Origin of the sequence: Streptomyces sp. NPDC004065, from assembly GCF_044903565.1 — a bacterium.
Taxonomy (GTDB): Bacteria; Actinomycetota; Actinomycetes; order Streptomycetales; family Streptomycetaceae; genus Streptomyces.
Map to the genome: position 1 here is coordinate 93,707 of NZ_JBJDQT010000009.1, position 15,139 is coordinate 108,845.

Annotated in this window: 14 protein-coding genes and 1 pseudogene; 10 read left to right on the plus strand and 5 right to left on the minus strand. The window is 73.9% G+C overall.

Annotation, left to right across the window (positions count from 1 at the left end; translation table 11 throughout):
• Positions 1-5 precede the first annotated feature (5 nt).
• The 3 genes and pseudogenes from ACI2LW_RS12985 to ACI2LW_RS12995 form a co-directional block, all read right to left on the minus strand.
• Entirely contained in the window at positions 6-1,433 is a 1,428-nt protein-coding gene (locus ACI2LW_RS12985; protein WP_404731245.1) for an exopolysaccharide biosynthesis polyprenyl glycosylphosphotransferase, read from the minus strand.
• A 494-nt stretch (positions 1,434-1,927) separates the two neighbouring features.
• Positions 1,928-3,079, minus strand: a pseudogene (locus ACI2LW_RS12990) (glycosyltransferase); the annotation flags it as partial.
• A 50-nt stretch (positions 3,080-3,129) separates the two neighbouring features.
• Positions 3,130-4,236 (minus strand): DUF3344 domain-containing protein, encoded by a 1,107-nt coding sequence (locus ACI2LW_RS12995; protein ID WP_404731246.1) that lies wholly within the window; start codon positions 4,234-4,236, stop codon positions 3,130-3,132.
• Positions 4,237-4,715: 479 nt separating this feature from the next.
• Here ACI2LW_RS12995 and ACI2LW_RS13000 point away from each other — a divergent pair, with 479 nt between their 5' ends.
• The 4 genes from ACI2LW_RS13000 (at position 4,716) to ACI2LW_RS13015 (ending at position 7,925) form a co-directional block, all read left to right on the plus strand.
• Positions 4,716-5,513 (plus strand): hypothetical protein, encoded by a 798-nt coding sequence (locus tag ACI2LW_RS13000; RefSeq protein WP_404731247.1) that lies wholly within the window; start codon positions 4,716-4,718, stop codon positions 5,511-5,513.
• A 180-nt stretch (positions 5,514-5,693) separates the two neighbouring features.
• Positions 5,694-6,434, plus strand: coding sequence for a hypothetical protein (locus ACI2LW_RS13005; protein WP_404731329.1), 741 nt, complete (start codon positions 5,694-5,696; stop codon positions 6,432-6,434).
• Positions 6,435-6,568: 134 nt separating this feature from the next.
• Positions 6,569-7,075: a tyrosinase family oxidase copper chaperone gene (locus ACI2LW_RS13010; protein ID WP_404731248.1), complete on the plus strand. Its 507-nt coding sequence runs from the start codon at positions 6,569-6,571 to the stop codon at positions 7,073-7,075.
• A complete protein-coding gene (locus tag ACI2LW_RS13015) occupies positions 7,059-7,925 on the plus strand; it encodes a tyrosinase family protein (RefSeq protein WP_404731249.1) in 867 nt (288 codons plus the stop codon). The genes ACI2LW_RS13010 and ACI2LW_RS13015 overlap by 17 nt, the downstream gene beginning before the upstream one ends.
• A gap of 120 nt (positions 7,926-8,045) precedes the next feature.
• Here the strand turns inward: ACI2LW_RS13015 and ACI2LW_RS13020 are convergent, their stop codons facing one another.
• Positions 8,046-8,285, minus strand: a complete 240-nt coding sequence (locus ACI2LW_RS13020) for a chaplin (protein WP_404731250.1) — start codon at positions 8,283-8,285, stop codon at positions 8,046-8,048.
• 380 nt (positions 8,286-8,665) lie between these two features.
• Between ACI2LW_RS13020 and ACI2LW_RS13025 the strand changes: the two genes are divergently transcribed.
• From ACI2LW_RS13025 to ACI2LW_RS13045, 5 genes are all read left to right on the plus strand, one after another.
• Positions 8,666-8,947, plus strand: a complete 282-nt coding sequence (locus ACI2LW_RS13025; RefSeq protein ID WP_404731251.1) for a hypothetical protein — start codon at positions 8,666-8,668, stop codon at positions 8,945-8,947.
• Positions 8,948-9,251: 304 nt separating this feature from the next.
• Positions 9,252-9,527, plus strand: a complete 276-nt coding sequence (locus ACI2LW_RS13030; RefSeq protein ID WP_404731252.1) for a hypothetical protein — start codon at positions 9,252-9,254, stop codon at positions 9,525-9,527.
• Between the two features lie 260 nt (positions 9,528-9,787).
• Complete coding sequence (locus ACI2LW_RS13035) at positions 9,788-10,054, plus strand: hypothetical protein (RefSeq protein ID WP_404731253.1); 267 nt, start codon at positions 9,788-9,790, stop codon at positions 10,052-10,054.
• An 87-nt stretch (positions 10,055-10,141) separates the two neighbouring features.
• Positions 10,142-10,420: a hypothetical protein gene (locus ACI2LW_RS13040; RefSeq protein ID WP_404731254.1), complete on the plus strand. Its 279-nt coding sequence runs from the start codon at positions 10,142-10,144 to the stop codon at positions 10,418-10,420.
• Positions 10,421-10,760: 340 nt separating this feature from the next.
• The gene (locus ACI2LW_RS13045; RefSeq protein WP_404731255.1) at positions 10,761-11,606 is read left to right on the plus strand and encodes a GAF domain-containing protein; all 846 of its coding nucleotides are present in this window, start codon (positions 10,761-10,763) and stop codon (positions 11,604-11,606) included.
• Here the strand turns inward: ACI2LW_RS13045 and ACI2LW_RS13050 are convergent.
• A complete protein-coding gene (locus tag ACI2LW_RS13050; RefSeq protein ID WP_404731256.1) occupies positions 11,596-13,053 on the minus strand; it encodes an MFS transporter in 1,458 nt (485 codons plus the stop codon). The genes ACI2LW_RS13045 and ACI2LW_RS13050 overlap by 11 nt on opposite strands.
• A 299-nt stretch (positions 13,054-13,352) precedes the next feature.
• On the opposite strand from ACI2LW_RS13050, the gene ACI2LW_RS13055 reads away from it, so the two are divergent.
• Positions 13,353-15,083, plus strand: a complete 1,731-nt coding sequence (locus tag ACI2LW_RS13055) for a fatty acyl-AMP ligase (protein ID WP_404731257.1) — start codon at positions 13,353-13,355, stop codon at positions 15,081-15,083.
• The last annotated feature ends 56 nt before the right edge of the window (positions 15,084-15,139 follow it).

The window sequence follows — 15,139 nt, forward strand, 5'->3', positions numbered from 1 at the left end:
GTCGGTCAGCTCCCCGTCGGACGTACCAGCGCGGCGGCGGTGCGCAGCAGGATGCAGACGTCCTGCCACAGCGACCAGTTGTCGATGTAGGCGTTGTCGAAGCGGCTGCGGTCCTCGATCGAGGTGTCGCCGCGCAGCCCGTGGATCTGGGCGAGGCCGGTCAGGCCGGTGCGCATCCGGTGGCGGGCCGCGTAACCGGCGTAGGTCTGACTGAACTGGGTGACGAAGTAGGGGCGTTCGGGCCGCGGGCCGACCAGGCTCATGTCGCCGCGGAGCACGTTCCACAGCTGCAGCAGCTCGTCCAGCGAAGTGCGCCGCAGCATGCGGCAGAAGGGGCGCATCCGGTTCTCGTCGGCCACGCTCCACCGGGTCGCCGACTCGTGCTCGTCGACCGGGCGGTGGGTGCGGAACTTCAGCAGCGTGAACGGCTTGCCGTTCCTGCCGATGCGTTCCTGCCGGAACACCACGCCCGGTCCGTCGCTGAGCCGCAGCACCAGGGCGCACGTCAGCAGCACCGGGGCGGCCACCAGCAGCAGCGCCCCCGACACCACGACGTCCAGGACGCGCTTGCCCACGGTCTCGCGCCGCACCCGCGACATGTCCAGGCGCCGGCAGGAGAACCCGGCCAGCCGCTCCTTGGCCGCGTACGAGGGGGAGTCGGCGTCGATCTCCCACATCACGCAGCCGGCCTCCGCCAACTCCTGGAGCATCGGCTGCTGTTCGGCGCGGGCGGCGGAGCCGACGGCCAGCACCGCCCGCACCCCGTTCTGGATGACGGCGCGCTTGACCTCCTCGGCGGTGGTCAGCACCGGCAGGTCGTCGGCGCCGTCCGTCCGGGCGGCCACGATCCCCACCGGCCGTACCCCGCAGCGCGGGTGACGCAGCAGCGCGGCGGCCACCCGGCGCGCGGCCGGCGCCGGGCCGACCAGCAGGGCGGCGTGCGGGTTGCGCAACAGCGCGGCGCGGCGCCTTCCGTGCACGGCGCCGCGCAGCAGGCACCCGGCGGCCGCCTGCACGGCCAGCCCGGTCAGCAGGGTGCCCGCCGACAGCGCCTGTTCGGGCCGGTACGCCGCCGCGACCGCCGCGAGCGCCAGCCAGGCCACGGCGGCACGGCACCAGACGGAGGGCAGTTCCTCCAGCAGCGTGGGCACCGGGGGCCGGGTGTCGCGCGTGCGCAGCAGCAGCGACGCGGTGATCAGCAGGGCGATGAGCAGCGGGTGGCGCTCGGAGGCGGTGAGCGCCGACGCGCCGAGCAGGGCGGCGGCGCCGTCGGCGATCAGCAGCGGCACCGGTGAGGCGGGCCGCGCCGCGGGGCGCGCGGCGGGAATCCGGAAACCGGTGGCGGCGCCGCGCGGCGGCATCACCGAGACCGGTGAGGACTGGGGGTCCCGTGGCTCCACGCCCGGGGCGGGGACGGTATGTTCGGCGGTCACGAGTGGTTCTACTCCCTGTGCTCGGTGGGCTCCACGCGCTGTGCTGTTGTCCGATGTGCCTCGCCGTCACCGGTACGGGCACGGCCACGGGTGTCGCCGTGGCCGGTGCGGGTGTGTCCGGCTTCGGTGTGTCCGGTCCTGGGTTCGGCTCGGGTGTCCTGGGGGCCGGTGGGTCGGGCCTCGGGGTGGCCGGTGCGGGGGTGGCCGGCCGCGCCGTGACCGGGGCCGGTGTGGCCGGCCTCGGCGCCTTCCGTGCCCGCGCCTTCCGTGCCGGTGCGTCCGGCCTCGGAGCGTTCGGCGGCGGGCCGTCGCGGCGTGGTGGGCCGGGCCGGTGGCCGCCCGGCTGTCGGGAGCCCGGCGGTCGGAAGTCCCGCGGCCGGGAGTCCGGCGGCCGGGGGTCCGGCGGCCGGGGGTCCGGCGGCCGGGGGTCCGGCGGCCGGGAGTGCGGTGGCCGGGAGTGCGGTGGCCGGGAGTGCGGTGGACGCGGCCGGGACGGCCGGGTGCGACCGGGGGCGCGGGGGGAGCAGTTCGCGGTACACCGCCGCGACCGCCGCGGCGGTGTGCCGTACGTCGTGGGCGGACCGCACATGGCGGCGGGCCCGGTCGCCGAGCGAGGCGCGCAGCGCCGGATCCAGCAGCAGCTCCGAGACGGCCCCGGCCAGCACCGCGGGACTCTCCGGCGGGACCAGGCAGCGGGAGGTCATGGAGGACGGCAGGCTCTCGCGCGCCCCGTCGACATCCGTGACGATCACGGGCGCCCCGCAGGCCATCGCCTCCAGCGGGGCCAGCGCCATGCCCTCCCAGCGGGAGGGCAGGACCACCACGTCGGCGGCCCGGTACCAGGGACGCGTGTCGGCGACGGCACCCGCGAACACCACGCTCTCCGGGGCGACTTCGCGCAGCCGGTCGTGGTCGGGTCCGTCGCCGACCAGCACGAGACGGGCGCCGGGCACCCTGCGTACGACCGTCTCCCACGCGCGCAGCAGGACGTCCTGCCCCTTCTGCCGGCACAGCCGGCCCACGCACACCGCGAGCGGCGCGTCCGGAGCGACGCCGGCGAGCGGCGCGAGCCCGGACCGGACCGCGCCGCCGCCCTCGGCCGGACGGAAGTGCTCGAGGTCGATGCCGTTGGGGATCACGGCCCACCGGCCGTCGATCCCGGCGCGCACGCCGGTGGCGCGCTCCGCCTCGCTGACGCACACCGTCCGCGCGGTCCAGCGCGCTCCCCGCCGCTCCCACCGGAGCGCGAGGTCCGCGGTGAGCCCGCCGACCGCCTCGAAGGACCAGGCGTGCGGCTGGAACACGGTCGGGATCCGTCCGCGCACGGCGAGCCGCCCGGCCAGACCCGCCTTCGCGCTGTGCGCGTGCACCAGGCCGGGTGCCAACTCCCGTACGATCCGGGCGAGTCGGCGTACCTCAGCGGCAAGTCCCGGACCCGGGGACCGGGTGGCCTCCCAGCGCCGTACGTCCGCGCCGAGCGCCCGCAGGGACGCGGCGAGGGGACTGTCCGGACAGGCCACGGCGACCTCCATGCCGCCCGCCAGCTGGGCCTGGACCAGATCCGCCACGACCCGCGCGACCCCGCCGTCCACCGGCTGGGTGAGGTGCAGGATCCGCGGCCGGGGCAGCGGAGGTGACAAGTGCATGCGCACGTCTTCCTTGCTCGCGAAAGGGCCCGGAACGGTTGGTGACGCGCTCACTTCCGGGCGTCGACGGCGGCGAAGAGAACGCCCGCCCACGCCGTGTCCCGCTCGGAGCGGAGCCGGAAGGTCACCTGGTCGCCGGCGCGCGGCAGCCCGCCCTGGAGACCGAACACGTCGGAGTCGTAGCCGAGGGTGTTGGCGTACGCCGGGATGCGCGCGGGGGAGTTGTCCCCGGGACCGCTGATGGTGGAGTTCAGGATGTCGTCGGCGGGGTCCGCGGGGCCGGTGAGGCGCAGGGCCCCGCTGCGGCCGGCCGTCAGGGTGAGCGAGTCGCCCGTGGTGCCGCGGTCGCCGTTGTACGCCACCAGGCCCGCGTACCCCCCGGCGCCGGCGCCGAAGTCGAGTCCGCGCATCCGGATCCTGTGCGTCGTACCGGAGTCGAGCCGCTGGAAGCCGTCCCAGACCGCCAGGTCCCGCACCGGCTCGGCCGGGTTCTCGTACGCCACCACCAGCGTCCAGCCGCCCCAGGCGCCGGCCTGGGACCTGCCGCTGGCGACGTTGACCTGCGCCACGGTGTAGAGGCCGGGCACGCTGTCGCGCACCATCCGCGTGACGTCCGCGGACGCCTGGAAGGCCTCGGCGCCGCCCGCCACGCGGTGACCGACGACGGTGTCGGCGAGGAGTTCCTTGTACTGCCCGCCGGGCTCGGCGAGGAGCACCCGCCGGCTGTCCTCCGGCGGCTTCTGCTCGCCCACCCGGAGGTTGCCGCCCCAGTACAGGCGCGCGTACGTCACCCGCGAGCCCGCGGGCAGGCGCAGCTCGGCCCGGGAGGAGTTGTAGGTGTTGGGGTCGTCGTCGACGTCGACGTAGAACATGTCGAAGTCGCCGTTGACGCCCTGCCCGCCCGTCTGCGCCCCGGAACACGAGGAGTCGGGCCGGCAGCTGATGGAGGTGTTGGCGGCCCGTACGATGCCGCCGTGCTGGTGTGCGCGGTATCGCTGGGTGAACGCGATCCTGTGCGCCTCCGGCGCGGAGGGCGCGGAGAGCGCGGAGGGGGCGGCCGTCGCGGCGGCCGGGGAGTGTCCGGGTGCCCACATCGCGGCAAGGGCGAGAACGCCCACCGTCGCACGGCGAAGTAGCGGGCCCAGGGGTTGGGGCATGACCGTCGTTGCCCTTTCGGAACGGGTGGCTGTGGCAGCAGCGGCAGAGTGCGATGTGCCCGCCCGGCGGCTGCGTCGGGAGGTCCGCACGCTAACCGCGAAGAGGTCAGGTGTAATCAAACCGGACAAGTGTGTCGGAATCGTGAAGCCGGTCGGCTTCGCAAAATCACACCATCGGCGCACAACCCCCGTGCGGGGCGACGCGTTGAGGCAAGACCGGGGACTGGGCCGTGCGGGTGCGCCGGCTCCCGTGGACCCGGTCCACGGCGGCGTTCTCCCCGTGTCCCGGCGCCGGCGGCGGGCGGTGGCGTACCGCCGATCGGGGCCGGTGCGCCGCCGGCCGGAGGGCACCGCCTGACCAGGCAGGACCCGGCGAGTGGGGGAAGGCCGGCGCGGCGGCGGACGGCCGGCCGGTTGCAGGCGGACCCGGGCGCTCCCACGGTGGATCCAAGATCGACACTCAGCGAAAGGGGTCCTCCATGCCTGCTCTGCCGGCAAGGCGCATCGCGTCCGGCGCCGCGTGCGCCGCCCTCCTGGTCGGGATCACCGGACCCGCGGCCGCGGCCGCGGCCGCCGGCCCGGCTGCCGCGCGCACGCACGCGGCCAGGCCCGACACCCGGCTCCCGGGAGCGGACGCGCTGCTCGCGAAGGTCAGGGAACTCGGCGCCCACCGCAAGGAGGTCACCCCGGTCACCCGGCTGCTGACCGCCGTGCTCGAGGCGGACCGGGGGCACCTGCCCGCCGCCGAGGCCAGGAAGCTGGGCGACGACGCCAAGCGCGCCCTGTCCCGGCTGCCCGCCACCGCTCGCGCGAAGGGCGTGCTGCCGCCCGCCGCCGGCCGGGGCGCCGCCGCTGCCGGGGCGCTCGGGCGACTCGCCGCCGACCCGACGGACGACGCGCTGGAGGCCCTGGGGAAGGCCGTGGACGAACTGGTGCAGGCGATCACCGCCGACGCCGCCGCACAGGTCTCCTCGGCCACCGCCGACGCCGCCGCGCAGATCTCCTCGGGCACCGCCGGCACCACCGGAGAGGTCTCCTCGGTCACCGTCCTGATCAACGACATGATCGACCTCCTGACCACCACGCTGCTCGGCGGGGTGCTTCCGGCGGTGACCCCCTCGGAGTCCGCGACGGATCCGGCTTCGGATCCGGCCTCGGACTCCGCGTCGACCGCGGTGTCGTCGGAGCAGGTGGTCACCCTCCCCGACACCCCCCTTCCCGAGATTCCGCTTCCCGCCGAGACGCTGCCCGCGCCGGAGCCGACACCGGCCTCGTGACGGTCGTACCGCAGGGCTCCCGCCCGCCGGTCGTGGTGCCGGTCCGCGCCCGGCACCGCGACTGATCTCATATGAGGACTTGCAATCTTCGGCGTCTCCGGTTTCCGCTCCGGTCAGGGCTCGTTAGGCACGGCGACACAGTCCCCTCCGGCAACCCGCGTTGCCGCAGAAAGGAACACGATGAAGTCCCTGAAGGCTGCCGCCGCCCTTGCCGGATCCCTGATCGCCGTCGGCGTCGGCGCGCCCGCGTTCGCCCAGGACGCCGCCGCTCCGAGCACGCCGGCGGCTCCGAGCGCGCCCGACGCCCAGGCCGCTCCGGCCGCCGCTCCGGTGGCGCAGAGCGCGCCCGCGGCTCCGGTGGCGCAGAGTGCGCCCGCCGCGCAGCCGGTGGCCCAGGCGGCCCCCGCCGCGCCGGTCGCCGCCCCCGCCGCCCCGGTCGCCGCTCCCGTCGCCGCCCCGGCGCCCGCGGCTCCGGTGACGCAGACCCCGCCGGCCCCGCAGCCGGCGCCCCAGGCGGCGCCCGCCGCCCCCGCCGCGCAGAGCGCGCCCGCCGCGGCTCCGGTGGCGCAGAGTGCGCCGGCCGCGGCTCCGGCCGCCGCTCCGGTGGCCCAGAGCGCGCCCGCGGCTCCGGTGGCGCAGAGCGCGCCGGCCGCACAGCCGGTGGCCCAGAGCGCACCGGCCGCCCAGCCGGCGGCCCAGCCGGCGGCCCAGGCCGCCCCCGCGGCGCAGAGCGCGACGGCCGCGCCCGCGCCCGCCGTCCCGAGCACCCAGGACCTGGCGACCACCGACCTCAGCGGCGGCATCACCACCAAGCTGCCCTTCGCCGGCGTGAACGGCCGTCAGTCGCTGGTTCCCACCACGCACGACGCCGCGTCCGCCCTGAACCAGGCCAAGCCGGTCCACGGCAACCTGTGGCTCTAGACCCGCGAGCGGACCCAGTGGAGGCGGCCCCCGGCGAAGTCCGGGGGCCGTTCCTCCTTTCGGGACGGGCGGTGACCCCGCCCGGCCTTCGGCGGTTACGGCTGTGGAGGACCGAACCGCACGAGGAGCGAACCATGTTCAGCACGATCGCGGGCCGGGCACCCGCGCCCACCGGGGACACGGCGCCGGACCCCGCACGGCCCGCCCCGCGGGGCACGACACGGCGGAACGCGGTGCGCGGCCTGGCCGCCTGCGCGCTCGCCGCCCCCCTCGCGCCGGTGGCCGCGGCCCCGCGAACCGGGCACGAGGCGCAGGAGGCCGGCGCCACCGCGGGGCACCCGGGGTTCGAGGAGACCTACCGCGGCCGGCGCATCCGGGGCGTCCGGACGCCGGCCGGCCGCACCGCGGGGGAGGGGCACTGGGAGGTCACCGTGGACGGCCGCCCCCTGCATCTGATGCGCCGCGCCGACGGCACCTGGCTCAGCATGGTCGACCACTACCGGCCGTACCGGACACCGGTCGAGGCCGTCCGCGCCGCCGTGGACGAACTCGGCCCGCGCACCGCGCTGCGCGGGACGGTTCCGGGCGCCATGGGCGCGGCGCACACGCGGACGGGGGATGGCCATGGCGTACGTGCGTAGGGACGCCGGCACGCTCACCCGGACCGAGAAGCGGCGGTTCGTCAAGGCGGTGCTGGAGGTCAAACGGCGTGGCGAGTACGACGAGTTGGTGCGCACGCACCTCACGTACTTCCCCTCCGACGGCGAGAGAGGGCTCAGGAGCGCGCACATGGCGCCGTCCTTCCTGCCCTGGCACCGCAGGTTCCTGCTGGAGTTCGAGCGCGCGCTGCGCCGCGCGGACTCCTCCGTCACGGTTCCGTACTGGGACTGGACCCGCGACCGTACGAAGACGTCGGCGCCCTGGACGGCGGACCTCCTCGGCGGCAACGGGCGCCCGTCCGACCGGCAGGTGACGACCGGCCCCTTCGCACACCGGGAAGGACACTGGACCATCAAGGTCGGCGTGACCGACGAGGACTTCCTCACCAGGGACCTGGGCCGTGCCCGCGATCCGCTGGACCTGCCCACGAAGAGCGAGCTGGAGTGGGCGCTGAAGGACCCCGTCTACGACGTCGCGCCCTGGGACTCGACGGTCACGCGGGGGTTCCGCAACAAGCTGGAGGGCTGGGGCACCGGCCGGGGCAGCGCCTCCTGGTACAACCACAACCGCGTGCACCGCTGGGTGGGCGGGGACATGCTCGGCGGCGCCTCCGTCAACGACCCCGTCTTCTGGCTGCACCACGCCTTCGTCGACCTGCAGTGGTACCGCTGGCAGCGCCGCCACCGCGGGGCCCGCTACCTTCCCGCGACGCCTCCGGGTCCCGCAGACCGGCAGCACGGCCGGGTCGTCGCCCGGCACCAGAAGCTGCCGCCCTGGGACGTGACCCCCGACGCGCTGGAGGACGTGGGCCGGATCTACCGGTACGCCTGAGCCGGCGCGGTCCCGCCCCGCGGCCCCGTCAGGGTCCGCGGTCCCCTCAGGGAAAGAGCCCCGGCGCCGGGCGGCGTCGGGGCTCTCATGCCGGTTGGGCGGCAGGCGGTCGCCGTAGGCCTACTTCTTCTTGCAGACGTTGCCGACGGCCGGATTGAGCAGGCCCGCCACCCTGACGGTGTTGTGGCACACGTTGATCGGCGCGTGGACCGGCACCTGGATCACATTGCCGGACGCCAGACCGCGCGAGTTGAGGGCCGCGCCCTCGGCGCCGGCTCCCGCCGCGGCGAGTCCGGCACCGCTCAGTACGACGGCCCCCGTGCCGAGAGTAACGATCCCCGCCTTCGCGATGAGAGACATCACGTTCTCCTTACTGACTTGGTAAGCGCGGCAGCATCAGGCGCGACCGCACTCTCCCCTCAACGCGGAGACCCCGCACCAGTTACGGGCGTTTGTCCGCAGATCACCCTCGGATCGCGACTTCTCCCGGCCCGCGTGACTTCTCCTCGCGCCCGCCCCCTCGACCCGGGGTGCCGGCCGATGGGTGACCCGCCGTCAGGAGCCCCCGCCGGAGGTCCCTGTCCGGGTCCCCTGTCAGGGACCGCTCTCATCGCACCATCCTTTTTAAGTTAAAGATGCAAAATCGGGCGTTTCGTGTGGATATGAGATGGAAGATCCTCTACGTTGAGTGCTGTCGGTGACAGAGGTGTCACGGACGGTCAGTGAGAAACGGAGAGGTAATGCGCAAGTATCAGAAGGCCGCAGTCGTCCTGGCCATGCTCGGCAGCGTGGGCTTCCTCGGCGCGGGCGTCAGCCAGGCTCACGGCGACGGCGAGGGGCCCTTCAAGCTGGACAACAAGCAGTTCCAGGACTGTTCGGCGGACGAGACCAACATCATCGGCTCCGTGACGGGCAGCGACCTCTTCAGCCCCGTGAACGCCGCCGCCGGGCAGCAGTTCAACGACCACAGCAACCGTCACACCGCCGCCTGCACCCAGCTCTTCGGCATCGGCGGCCACTGACCGGCTGAGGCCGGCCCGGGCGGGTTCCGGAGCCCGAAGCCCCGTTGCCTCCGCTTTCCCGGCTCCGGGGCCCGCCCTTCGTCCTGAGAGAAACCCGGCGTCCGAGCCGGCCGGCGAGCGATGCCGGACGTGACCGAGCGGATTCCCCGCTCGCGGTAAGCGGAGATGTGTCATATGCCGCCCTCGTCCAGAAAATCTTTGCTCGCGCGTTTCTCCCGTCAAAGGGTGCAAAGGTCGCATACAGTTGGCGACTGTCAGTGGCCGGTCCATCACGGATCGTGTCGACACAAGAAACGGAGAGGTAATGCGCAAGTACCAGAAGGCCGCAGTTGTCGTGGCCATGCTCGGTAGCGTCGGCTTCCTCGGCGCGGGCGTCAGCCAGGCCAACGGCGACGACGACGCGGCGTTCAAGCTGGACAACAAGCAGAGCCAGTCCTGCTCGGCGGACGAGACGAACATCACCGGTTCGAGCACGGCCAGCGACATCTTCACCCCGGTCAACACCGCGGGCCTGCAGCTCAACGACCGCAGCGAGCGCACGTCGGTGACCTGCACCCAGCTTCTGACCCTCGGTCACTGATCACTGAACAGGTGATCTGAGCAGGCCCTGGAACCCGGGCCGGAGGTGCCCGGGTTCCAGGGCCTGCCTGCTGCTCCGGCGCCGTGCGCGCCGGGCGGGTCCGCGCCCTTGACTTCCCGTCAAGGGCGCTGATTTGTACCACTTTTAACAGAATTACGTCCTTGAGTGTTTCGCTCCTGGAAAGTCGCGAAGGTCCCCTACAGTGGGCGACTGTCGGTAGCGGGCTCGTTACGAGCTGTGTCTCGCGAGAAGGAGAAATCATGCGGAAGTACCAGAAGGCGGCTGTCGCCGTGGCCATGCTCGGCGGCGTCAGCTTCCTGGGCGCCGGTGTCGGCCATGCCGTGGACGGTGACGGCAAGGCGGCCGATCTCAAGCAGAACCAGACGTGCTCGGCGAACAGGACGACTTGGGGGCTGATCAACATCGACCGCCTCAACCTCGCCGTGAACATCCTGGGTCTGCAGACCAACGACCAGAGCCAGCGCACGTCGGTGAACTGCACACAGGCCATTCCCGTCGGCAAGTGATCGCTCAGCAGTGATCTAGGCAGCCCTCGAGTCCCGACCCGGTGTCCGAGTTCCGGCGACGGGGGCCGACTGTAAAGGAAAAGCCAGATGTTCAACCCGAAGACGATCGCGTCGGCAGTGGGTGTCCTGGGGAGCTTCGTTCTCATCGGGGCCGGTGCCGTCCAGTCCTTCGCCGGTGACAACGCCGGCCGGTGCACCGACGACGGCAAGGGCAACCAGCGCTGCGTGCAGGTGAACGAGTACCAGGTCACCACCGACAAGCGCGGGAACGTCACCGTCATCAACCATTCCACGCAGAGCTGCCCCGCCGCCGGCGGCCAGATCACGTGTGTCAGCGGTGCCACGATCCCCGGCGGGGAGTCCTGACGTCCGCCGCGGCGGCCGTGGTCCCCGAGTTCTCGTCGGCGCCCGCCGCGTAGGCCCGTCCGCGCGGCGGAGAATGGCCGGTACCCGGCAGCGGGTCCCGGCCATTCGGCGTGTCAGCCCGCCGGCCCGGGAGGCGGGTTTCCTCCGTCCCGGGGAGTCTGCCGGGGAAAGGGGAAATGCCTTGTCGTATCAGATGACTTTCCCGGTGAGCGTGTAATCCGTTCGGAGGAAGTTCGTCCGTGCCGGTTGTGCGCGGTCGCCCAATTCGGGGTCACTGGGGGCAGAGGTCAGTGTGCTGCCCATCCACTGGTGCTTCGGACTTGTGAGTCAAGGGGCGGCCATGGGCGGAACGAGGAAGAGCCGGCGGACATGGCTCACCGTGGCGGCCGCTCTGTTCCCGGGCGCCGCCTTCGCCGTCGGATCGGTCGTCAACCATGTGGCCGGCGCCGTGCAGATCGCGTTCGTCGTCGCGGGAGCCGCGTGCTCCAGCCTGGCCGCCTATGTGGGGCTGCGCTCCAAGGCCAGGCTCGCCGACATGGAGATCGAGGCGTTCAGCGACAACCTCTGCGCCATCGTGGAGAACCTGGTGCGCCTCGCGCACGAGCCGAACGACACCGGGGAACTCACGGTGCAGACCATCGACTGGATCACCACCATGGCCGCGACGCAGGCCGGCCCCGGCACCAGATGCGCCTACTACGCGCTCGAGGACGGCGGACGCCGTCTTCGGCGGCGCGGACAGTACGGCGACGTCAGCCAGGCCCCCGACGAGTACGCCACCGACGAGCCGGACGGCCGGGACCTGCTGTGGGCCCTCGGGCGCAGAACCATCGTCAGGATCGACGACACGCTCTCCGCCAGCGGATATCCGATGATCAATCTGGGCGACGGATACCGGTCGTCCGTCATCGCCCCCGTGCACGTGGGGGAGCGGCCCGTGGGCGTGCTCATCCTGGACGCGCCCCGCGCCGACGCCTTCGGGGAGAGCGGTGAGGGCTTCGTACGGCTGTTCTCGCTGCTCCTGGGAGCCGTGCATGGCGCGGGCGCGGGCGCGGGCGCCGGGCCGGCCGGCAGGCCGGTCATGGGCCGGCCCAGACGGCCGCCGCGGCCCGAACGGCCGGCGAGGGCGGAGCGGGAGGAGCCGGACCCGCGGGGCGCCGGACCGGACGACGACCTCAGTGGATGAACCCGCGCGGCAGGCCGGCCCGGGGCCGCGAGGCGCCGGCCGGCGGCGGCTCCGCGTCCCGGCCGCCGGGCCGCCGGTCACCCCCCGGACGGCGGCGCAGCGCCCAGGCGGCGACCGGTGCGCCCGCCCCGGCCAGCGCCGCCGCCACGCACAGGCCCGCCTGATAGCCCGTCCGCAGCGCCTCGGCGTCCGACGCCCCGGAGGACTGCGCGGCGCGCCGGGCGAACGTCACGACGGCGCCCACCAGCACGACGCCGAACACCCCCGACAGTTCCCGGCAGGCGCTGAACAGACCGGCCGCGAAACCGGACAGATGGCCGGGTGAGGACTCCAGGGCGCGTGTCGTCACGGGCAGGGCCAGGGCGGATCCGGCGCCCACCGTGGCCAGCCCCGGCAGCAGGTCCGGGAGCCGGCCGCGGACACTGCCGAGCGCGACCAGGAGCAGACCGCAGGCCACCAGGGACAGGCCCAGCGCGGCGATCCTGCCGTCCCCCCACCGTCCGGCGAGGGCGGTCACGAACGGGGCGGTCAGGCACAGCGCCGCCACCAGCGGCGTGAACGTCAGCCCCGCAGCCGTGGGGCTCAGCCGCAGGCCGCTCTGCAGGAACTGGGAGGTGTAGAAGTAGACGCCGGTCACCCCCAGCCCCCACAGCAGCTGGGCGATCAGCCCGCCCAGGAAGGGACGCCGGCGCAGCAGGTCCGCCAGCGCCGGGCTGCGGCGCGGCGCTGGCCGGCAGCACACGGCCGTCAGGCCGGCGACGGCGAGGGCGCCCGCGACGAGGACGGACGGCCGGCCGAAGCCGTGCGCCGGCCCCTGGATCAGGCAGTAGACCAGGGCCGTCAGACACAGGCACGTCACCGCGATCACCCCGTGCGACAGCGCCGGGACGCCGGGGGGCGGGCGGTGCGCGGCGGGCCCGGAGCCGGGCAGGGCGGCCGCGGCCACAACCAGACCGGCCGCGCCCAGGGGGATGTTGAGCACGAACAGCCACTCCCAGCCCGCGTGCTGCGTCACGACACCGGAGAGGACCGGGCCGAAGGCCAGCGCCGCGGCCAGCGCCGCCGTCGTCGCGCCGAAGCCGGCCGTGCGCGCGCCGCGCGGCAGGTCGTGGGCCATCACCGCCAGCGAGGCCGGCAGGATGAACGCCGCCCCGGCGCCCTGCACGGCGCGGAAGCCGACGAGCACCGCCTCCGTGCCCGACAGCGCGCAGCCCGCGGAGGACGCCGTGAACACCGCGAGGCCGGTCAGCAGGGACCAGCGGCGTCCCCTGCTGTCGGTCAGCCGGCCCGCGAAGAGCAGACAGCCGGCGAGCGACAGCGGATATGCCGTCGCCACCCACTTCAGTCCCGCCTCCGACAAACCGAGTTCCCGGCGCATCTGCGGCAGGGCGACATTCACCACACTGTTGTCGAGAGCCGTCAGAAACGTCGGGAGAATGACCGCCATAATGATGCTCCCGGTGCGCAGGCGGCTCATTGCTGCGGTCCACGCCGGTATACCGCGTATTGCCGCGGCACAGGCCCCTGGACGGCGGAACACGGGTCGGGGGGCATTGCCCGGATTACCCTCACGGGCGAAATATAGGCGGGCCGGCTCGCCCGGTGAGCGCCCCCGCCGCGTGTGTCGGCGTGTCACCGGAGAAGAAACGCGACTCCGTGTTTCGCTGTTGTTCCGCTGCTTCTACCCGGGACCCCATCGCGCCCCGCGCGTCACAGTGAAGGTTCGGTGAGTCAGTGTCTTTCTCGGTGACGGATACCCTCAGCCACCACCTCGCCCAAGTCGCGGCACTCACCCCCGACGAAACCGCCTTCACCTTCGTCGACCACGGCACCGACCTGACGGGCGCGGCGGGTTCGCTCACCTGGAAGCAGCTCGACGACCGGGTACGGCGGACCGCCCGGGCCCTGCGGAGTGCGGGCGCGGCGGGGGAAAGGGTCGCCGTCGCCGCTCCGCAGAGTCTGGAATACGTCGTCGGATTCCTCGCCGCCGCGTGTTCCGGCGCCATCGCCGTTCCCCTGTTTCCGCCCTCCCTGCCGGGACACGACGAAAAACTCGCGGCCGTGCTGCGGGACTCCTCACCCGCGTTCCTGCTGACCGTCGAGGAACAGCGCGAGCCGCTCACCCGGTTCCGCGCGGCGTGCGGCGGCCCGGCCGGCCCACGGATCGTCACCGAGCGGGAGCTGGCGCGGACGCCGGTGGGGGACGGCGACGACACCGGCGAGCCCGACCCGGACGACGTGGCCTATCTGCAGTACACCTCGGGCTCCACCCGCGTCCCGTCCGGGGTCGTGATCACCCACGCCAACGCGTGCGGCAACGCCCGGCAGGCGCTCGAGGCGTACGACATCCGGCGGGGCCGCAACCGCACCGTGGGATGGCTGCCGCTCTACCACGACATGGGACTGGTGCTGGCCGTCGTCCTGCCGATCGTCGGCCACCTGCCGTCCGTCCTCATGGACCCCCTGGCGTTCATCCAGCAGCCCGTGCGCTGGCTGCGCCTGCTGACACGCCACCCCGGGGCGGTCACTGCCGCGCCGAACTTCGCCTACGACTACTGCGTGCAGCGGGTGGACGCGGAGGAACGCGCCGAACTGTCCCTGGACCGGGTCGCGGCCATGGTCAACGGCAGCGAACCCGTCGCACCCGGCACCCTCGAGCGCTTCCAGGCCGCCTTCGCTCCGGCCGGCATGAAGCGCACCGCCATGCGCCCCTCCTACGGGCTGGCCGAGGCGACGGTCTTCGTGTCCGCCTCGCCCGCCGGGGAGGAGCCCACCGTCACCTCGTTCGACCGGCGGGCCCTGGGCGAGGGCACGGCCCGCCCCCTGGAGAGCTCCGACGAACGGGCGGTGACCGAACTGGTCGCCTGCGGCCGGCCCACGGGCCAGGAGGCCGCGGTGGTCGACCCCGCCACGGGCCGCCGCCAGGAGGACGGGACGATCGGCGAGATCTGGCTGCGCGGCCCCAACATCGGCCGCGGCTACTGGAACCAGGGCGAGCGCAGCGAGGCCGTCTTCCGCGCCGTGCTCGACGGCGACGACGAGGCCACGCCCTGGCTGCGCACCGGCGACCTGGGCGTGTGGCACGACAAGCAGCTCTACGTCACCGGCCGGCTGAAGGACCTGGTGATCATCGACGGGACGAACCACTACCCGCACGACATCGAGGAGACCGTGCGGACGGCCCACCCGGCCGTCCGCCCGCACCACATCGCCGCGTTCTCCCTCGCCACCGCCGACGGCGAGCGGCTGGTCGTCGTGGCCGAGCACGGCCGGGAGCTGGCCTGGAGCCGTCCGCTGGCCGAGGAGGCGGCCCGGGCGGTGCGCTCCGCGGTCTCCGCCCGGCACGGTGTCGCCGTGCACGACTTCGTCCTGGCGGCGCCCGGCAGCGTGCCGCGCACCACCAGCGGCAAGGTGGCCCGCGGCGCCTGCCGTGACCGGTACCTGTCGGGGGCGTGGGCCGCGGACGGGAACGCGTAGGGCCGCCCGCCCGCCCGCCCGCCCGGACCGGGACCGGGCCGCGGTTCACCGGCCCG

Excerpts from the sequence above, each read along its gene's own strand:
- ACI2LW_RS13030 (WP_404731252.1), top strand. The coding sequence starts at position 9,252 with ATGCGCAAGTACCAGAAGGCCGCAGTTGTCGTGGCCATGCTCGGTAGC.
- ACI2LW_RS12995 (WP_404731246.1), bottom strand. The coding sequence starts at position 4,236 with ATGCCCCAACCCCTGGGCCCGCTACTTCGCCGTGCGACGGTGGGCGTT.
- ACI2LW_RS13015 (WP_404731249.1), top strand. The coding sequence starts at position 7,059 with ATGGCGTACGTGCGTAGGGACGCCGGCACGCTCACCCGGACCGAGAAG.
- ACI2LW_RS13040 (WP_404731254.1), top strand. The coding sequence starts at position 10,142 with ATGTTCAACCCGAAGACGATCGCGTCGGCAGTGGGTGTCCTGGGGAGC.
- ACI2LW_RS13010 (WP_404731248.1), top strand. The coding sequence starts at position 6,569 with ATGTTCAGCACGATCGCGGGCCGGGCACCCGCGCCCACCGGGGACACG.
- ACI2LW_RS13005 (WP_404731329.1), top strand. The coding sequence starts at position 5,694 with ATGAAGTCCCTGAAGGCTGCCGCCGCCCTTGCCGGATCCCTGATCGCC.
- ACI2LW_RS13000 (WP_404731247.1), top strand. The coding sequence starts at position 4,716 with ATGCCTGCTCTGCCGGCAAGGCGCATCGCGTCCGGCGCCGCGTGCGCC.
- ACI2LW_RS13045 (WP_404731255.1), top strand. The coding sequence starts at position 10,761 with ATGGGCGGAACGAGGAAGAGCCGGCGGACATGGCTCACCGTGGCGGCC.
- ACI2LW_RS13035 (WP_404731253.1), top strand. The coding sequence starts at position 9,788 with ATGCGGAAGTACCAGAAGGCGGCTGTCGCCGTGGCCATGCTCGGCGGC.
- ACI2LW_RS13050 (WP_404731256.1), bottom strand. The coding sequence starts at position 13,053 with ATGGCGGTCATTCTCCCGACGTTTCTGACGGCTCTCGACAACAGTGTG.
- ACI2LW_RS13025 (WP_404731251.1), top strand. The coding sequence starts at position 8,666 with ATGCGCAAGTATCAGAAGGCCGCAGTCGTCCTGGCCATGCTCGGCAGC.
- ACI2LW_RS13020 (WP_404731250.1), bottom strand. The coding sequence starts at position 8,285 with ATGTCTCTCATCGCGAAGGCGGGGATCGTTACTCTCGGCACGGGGGCC.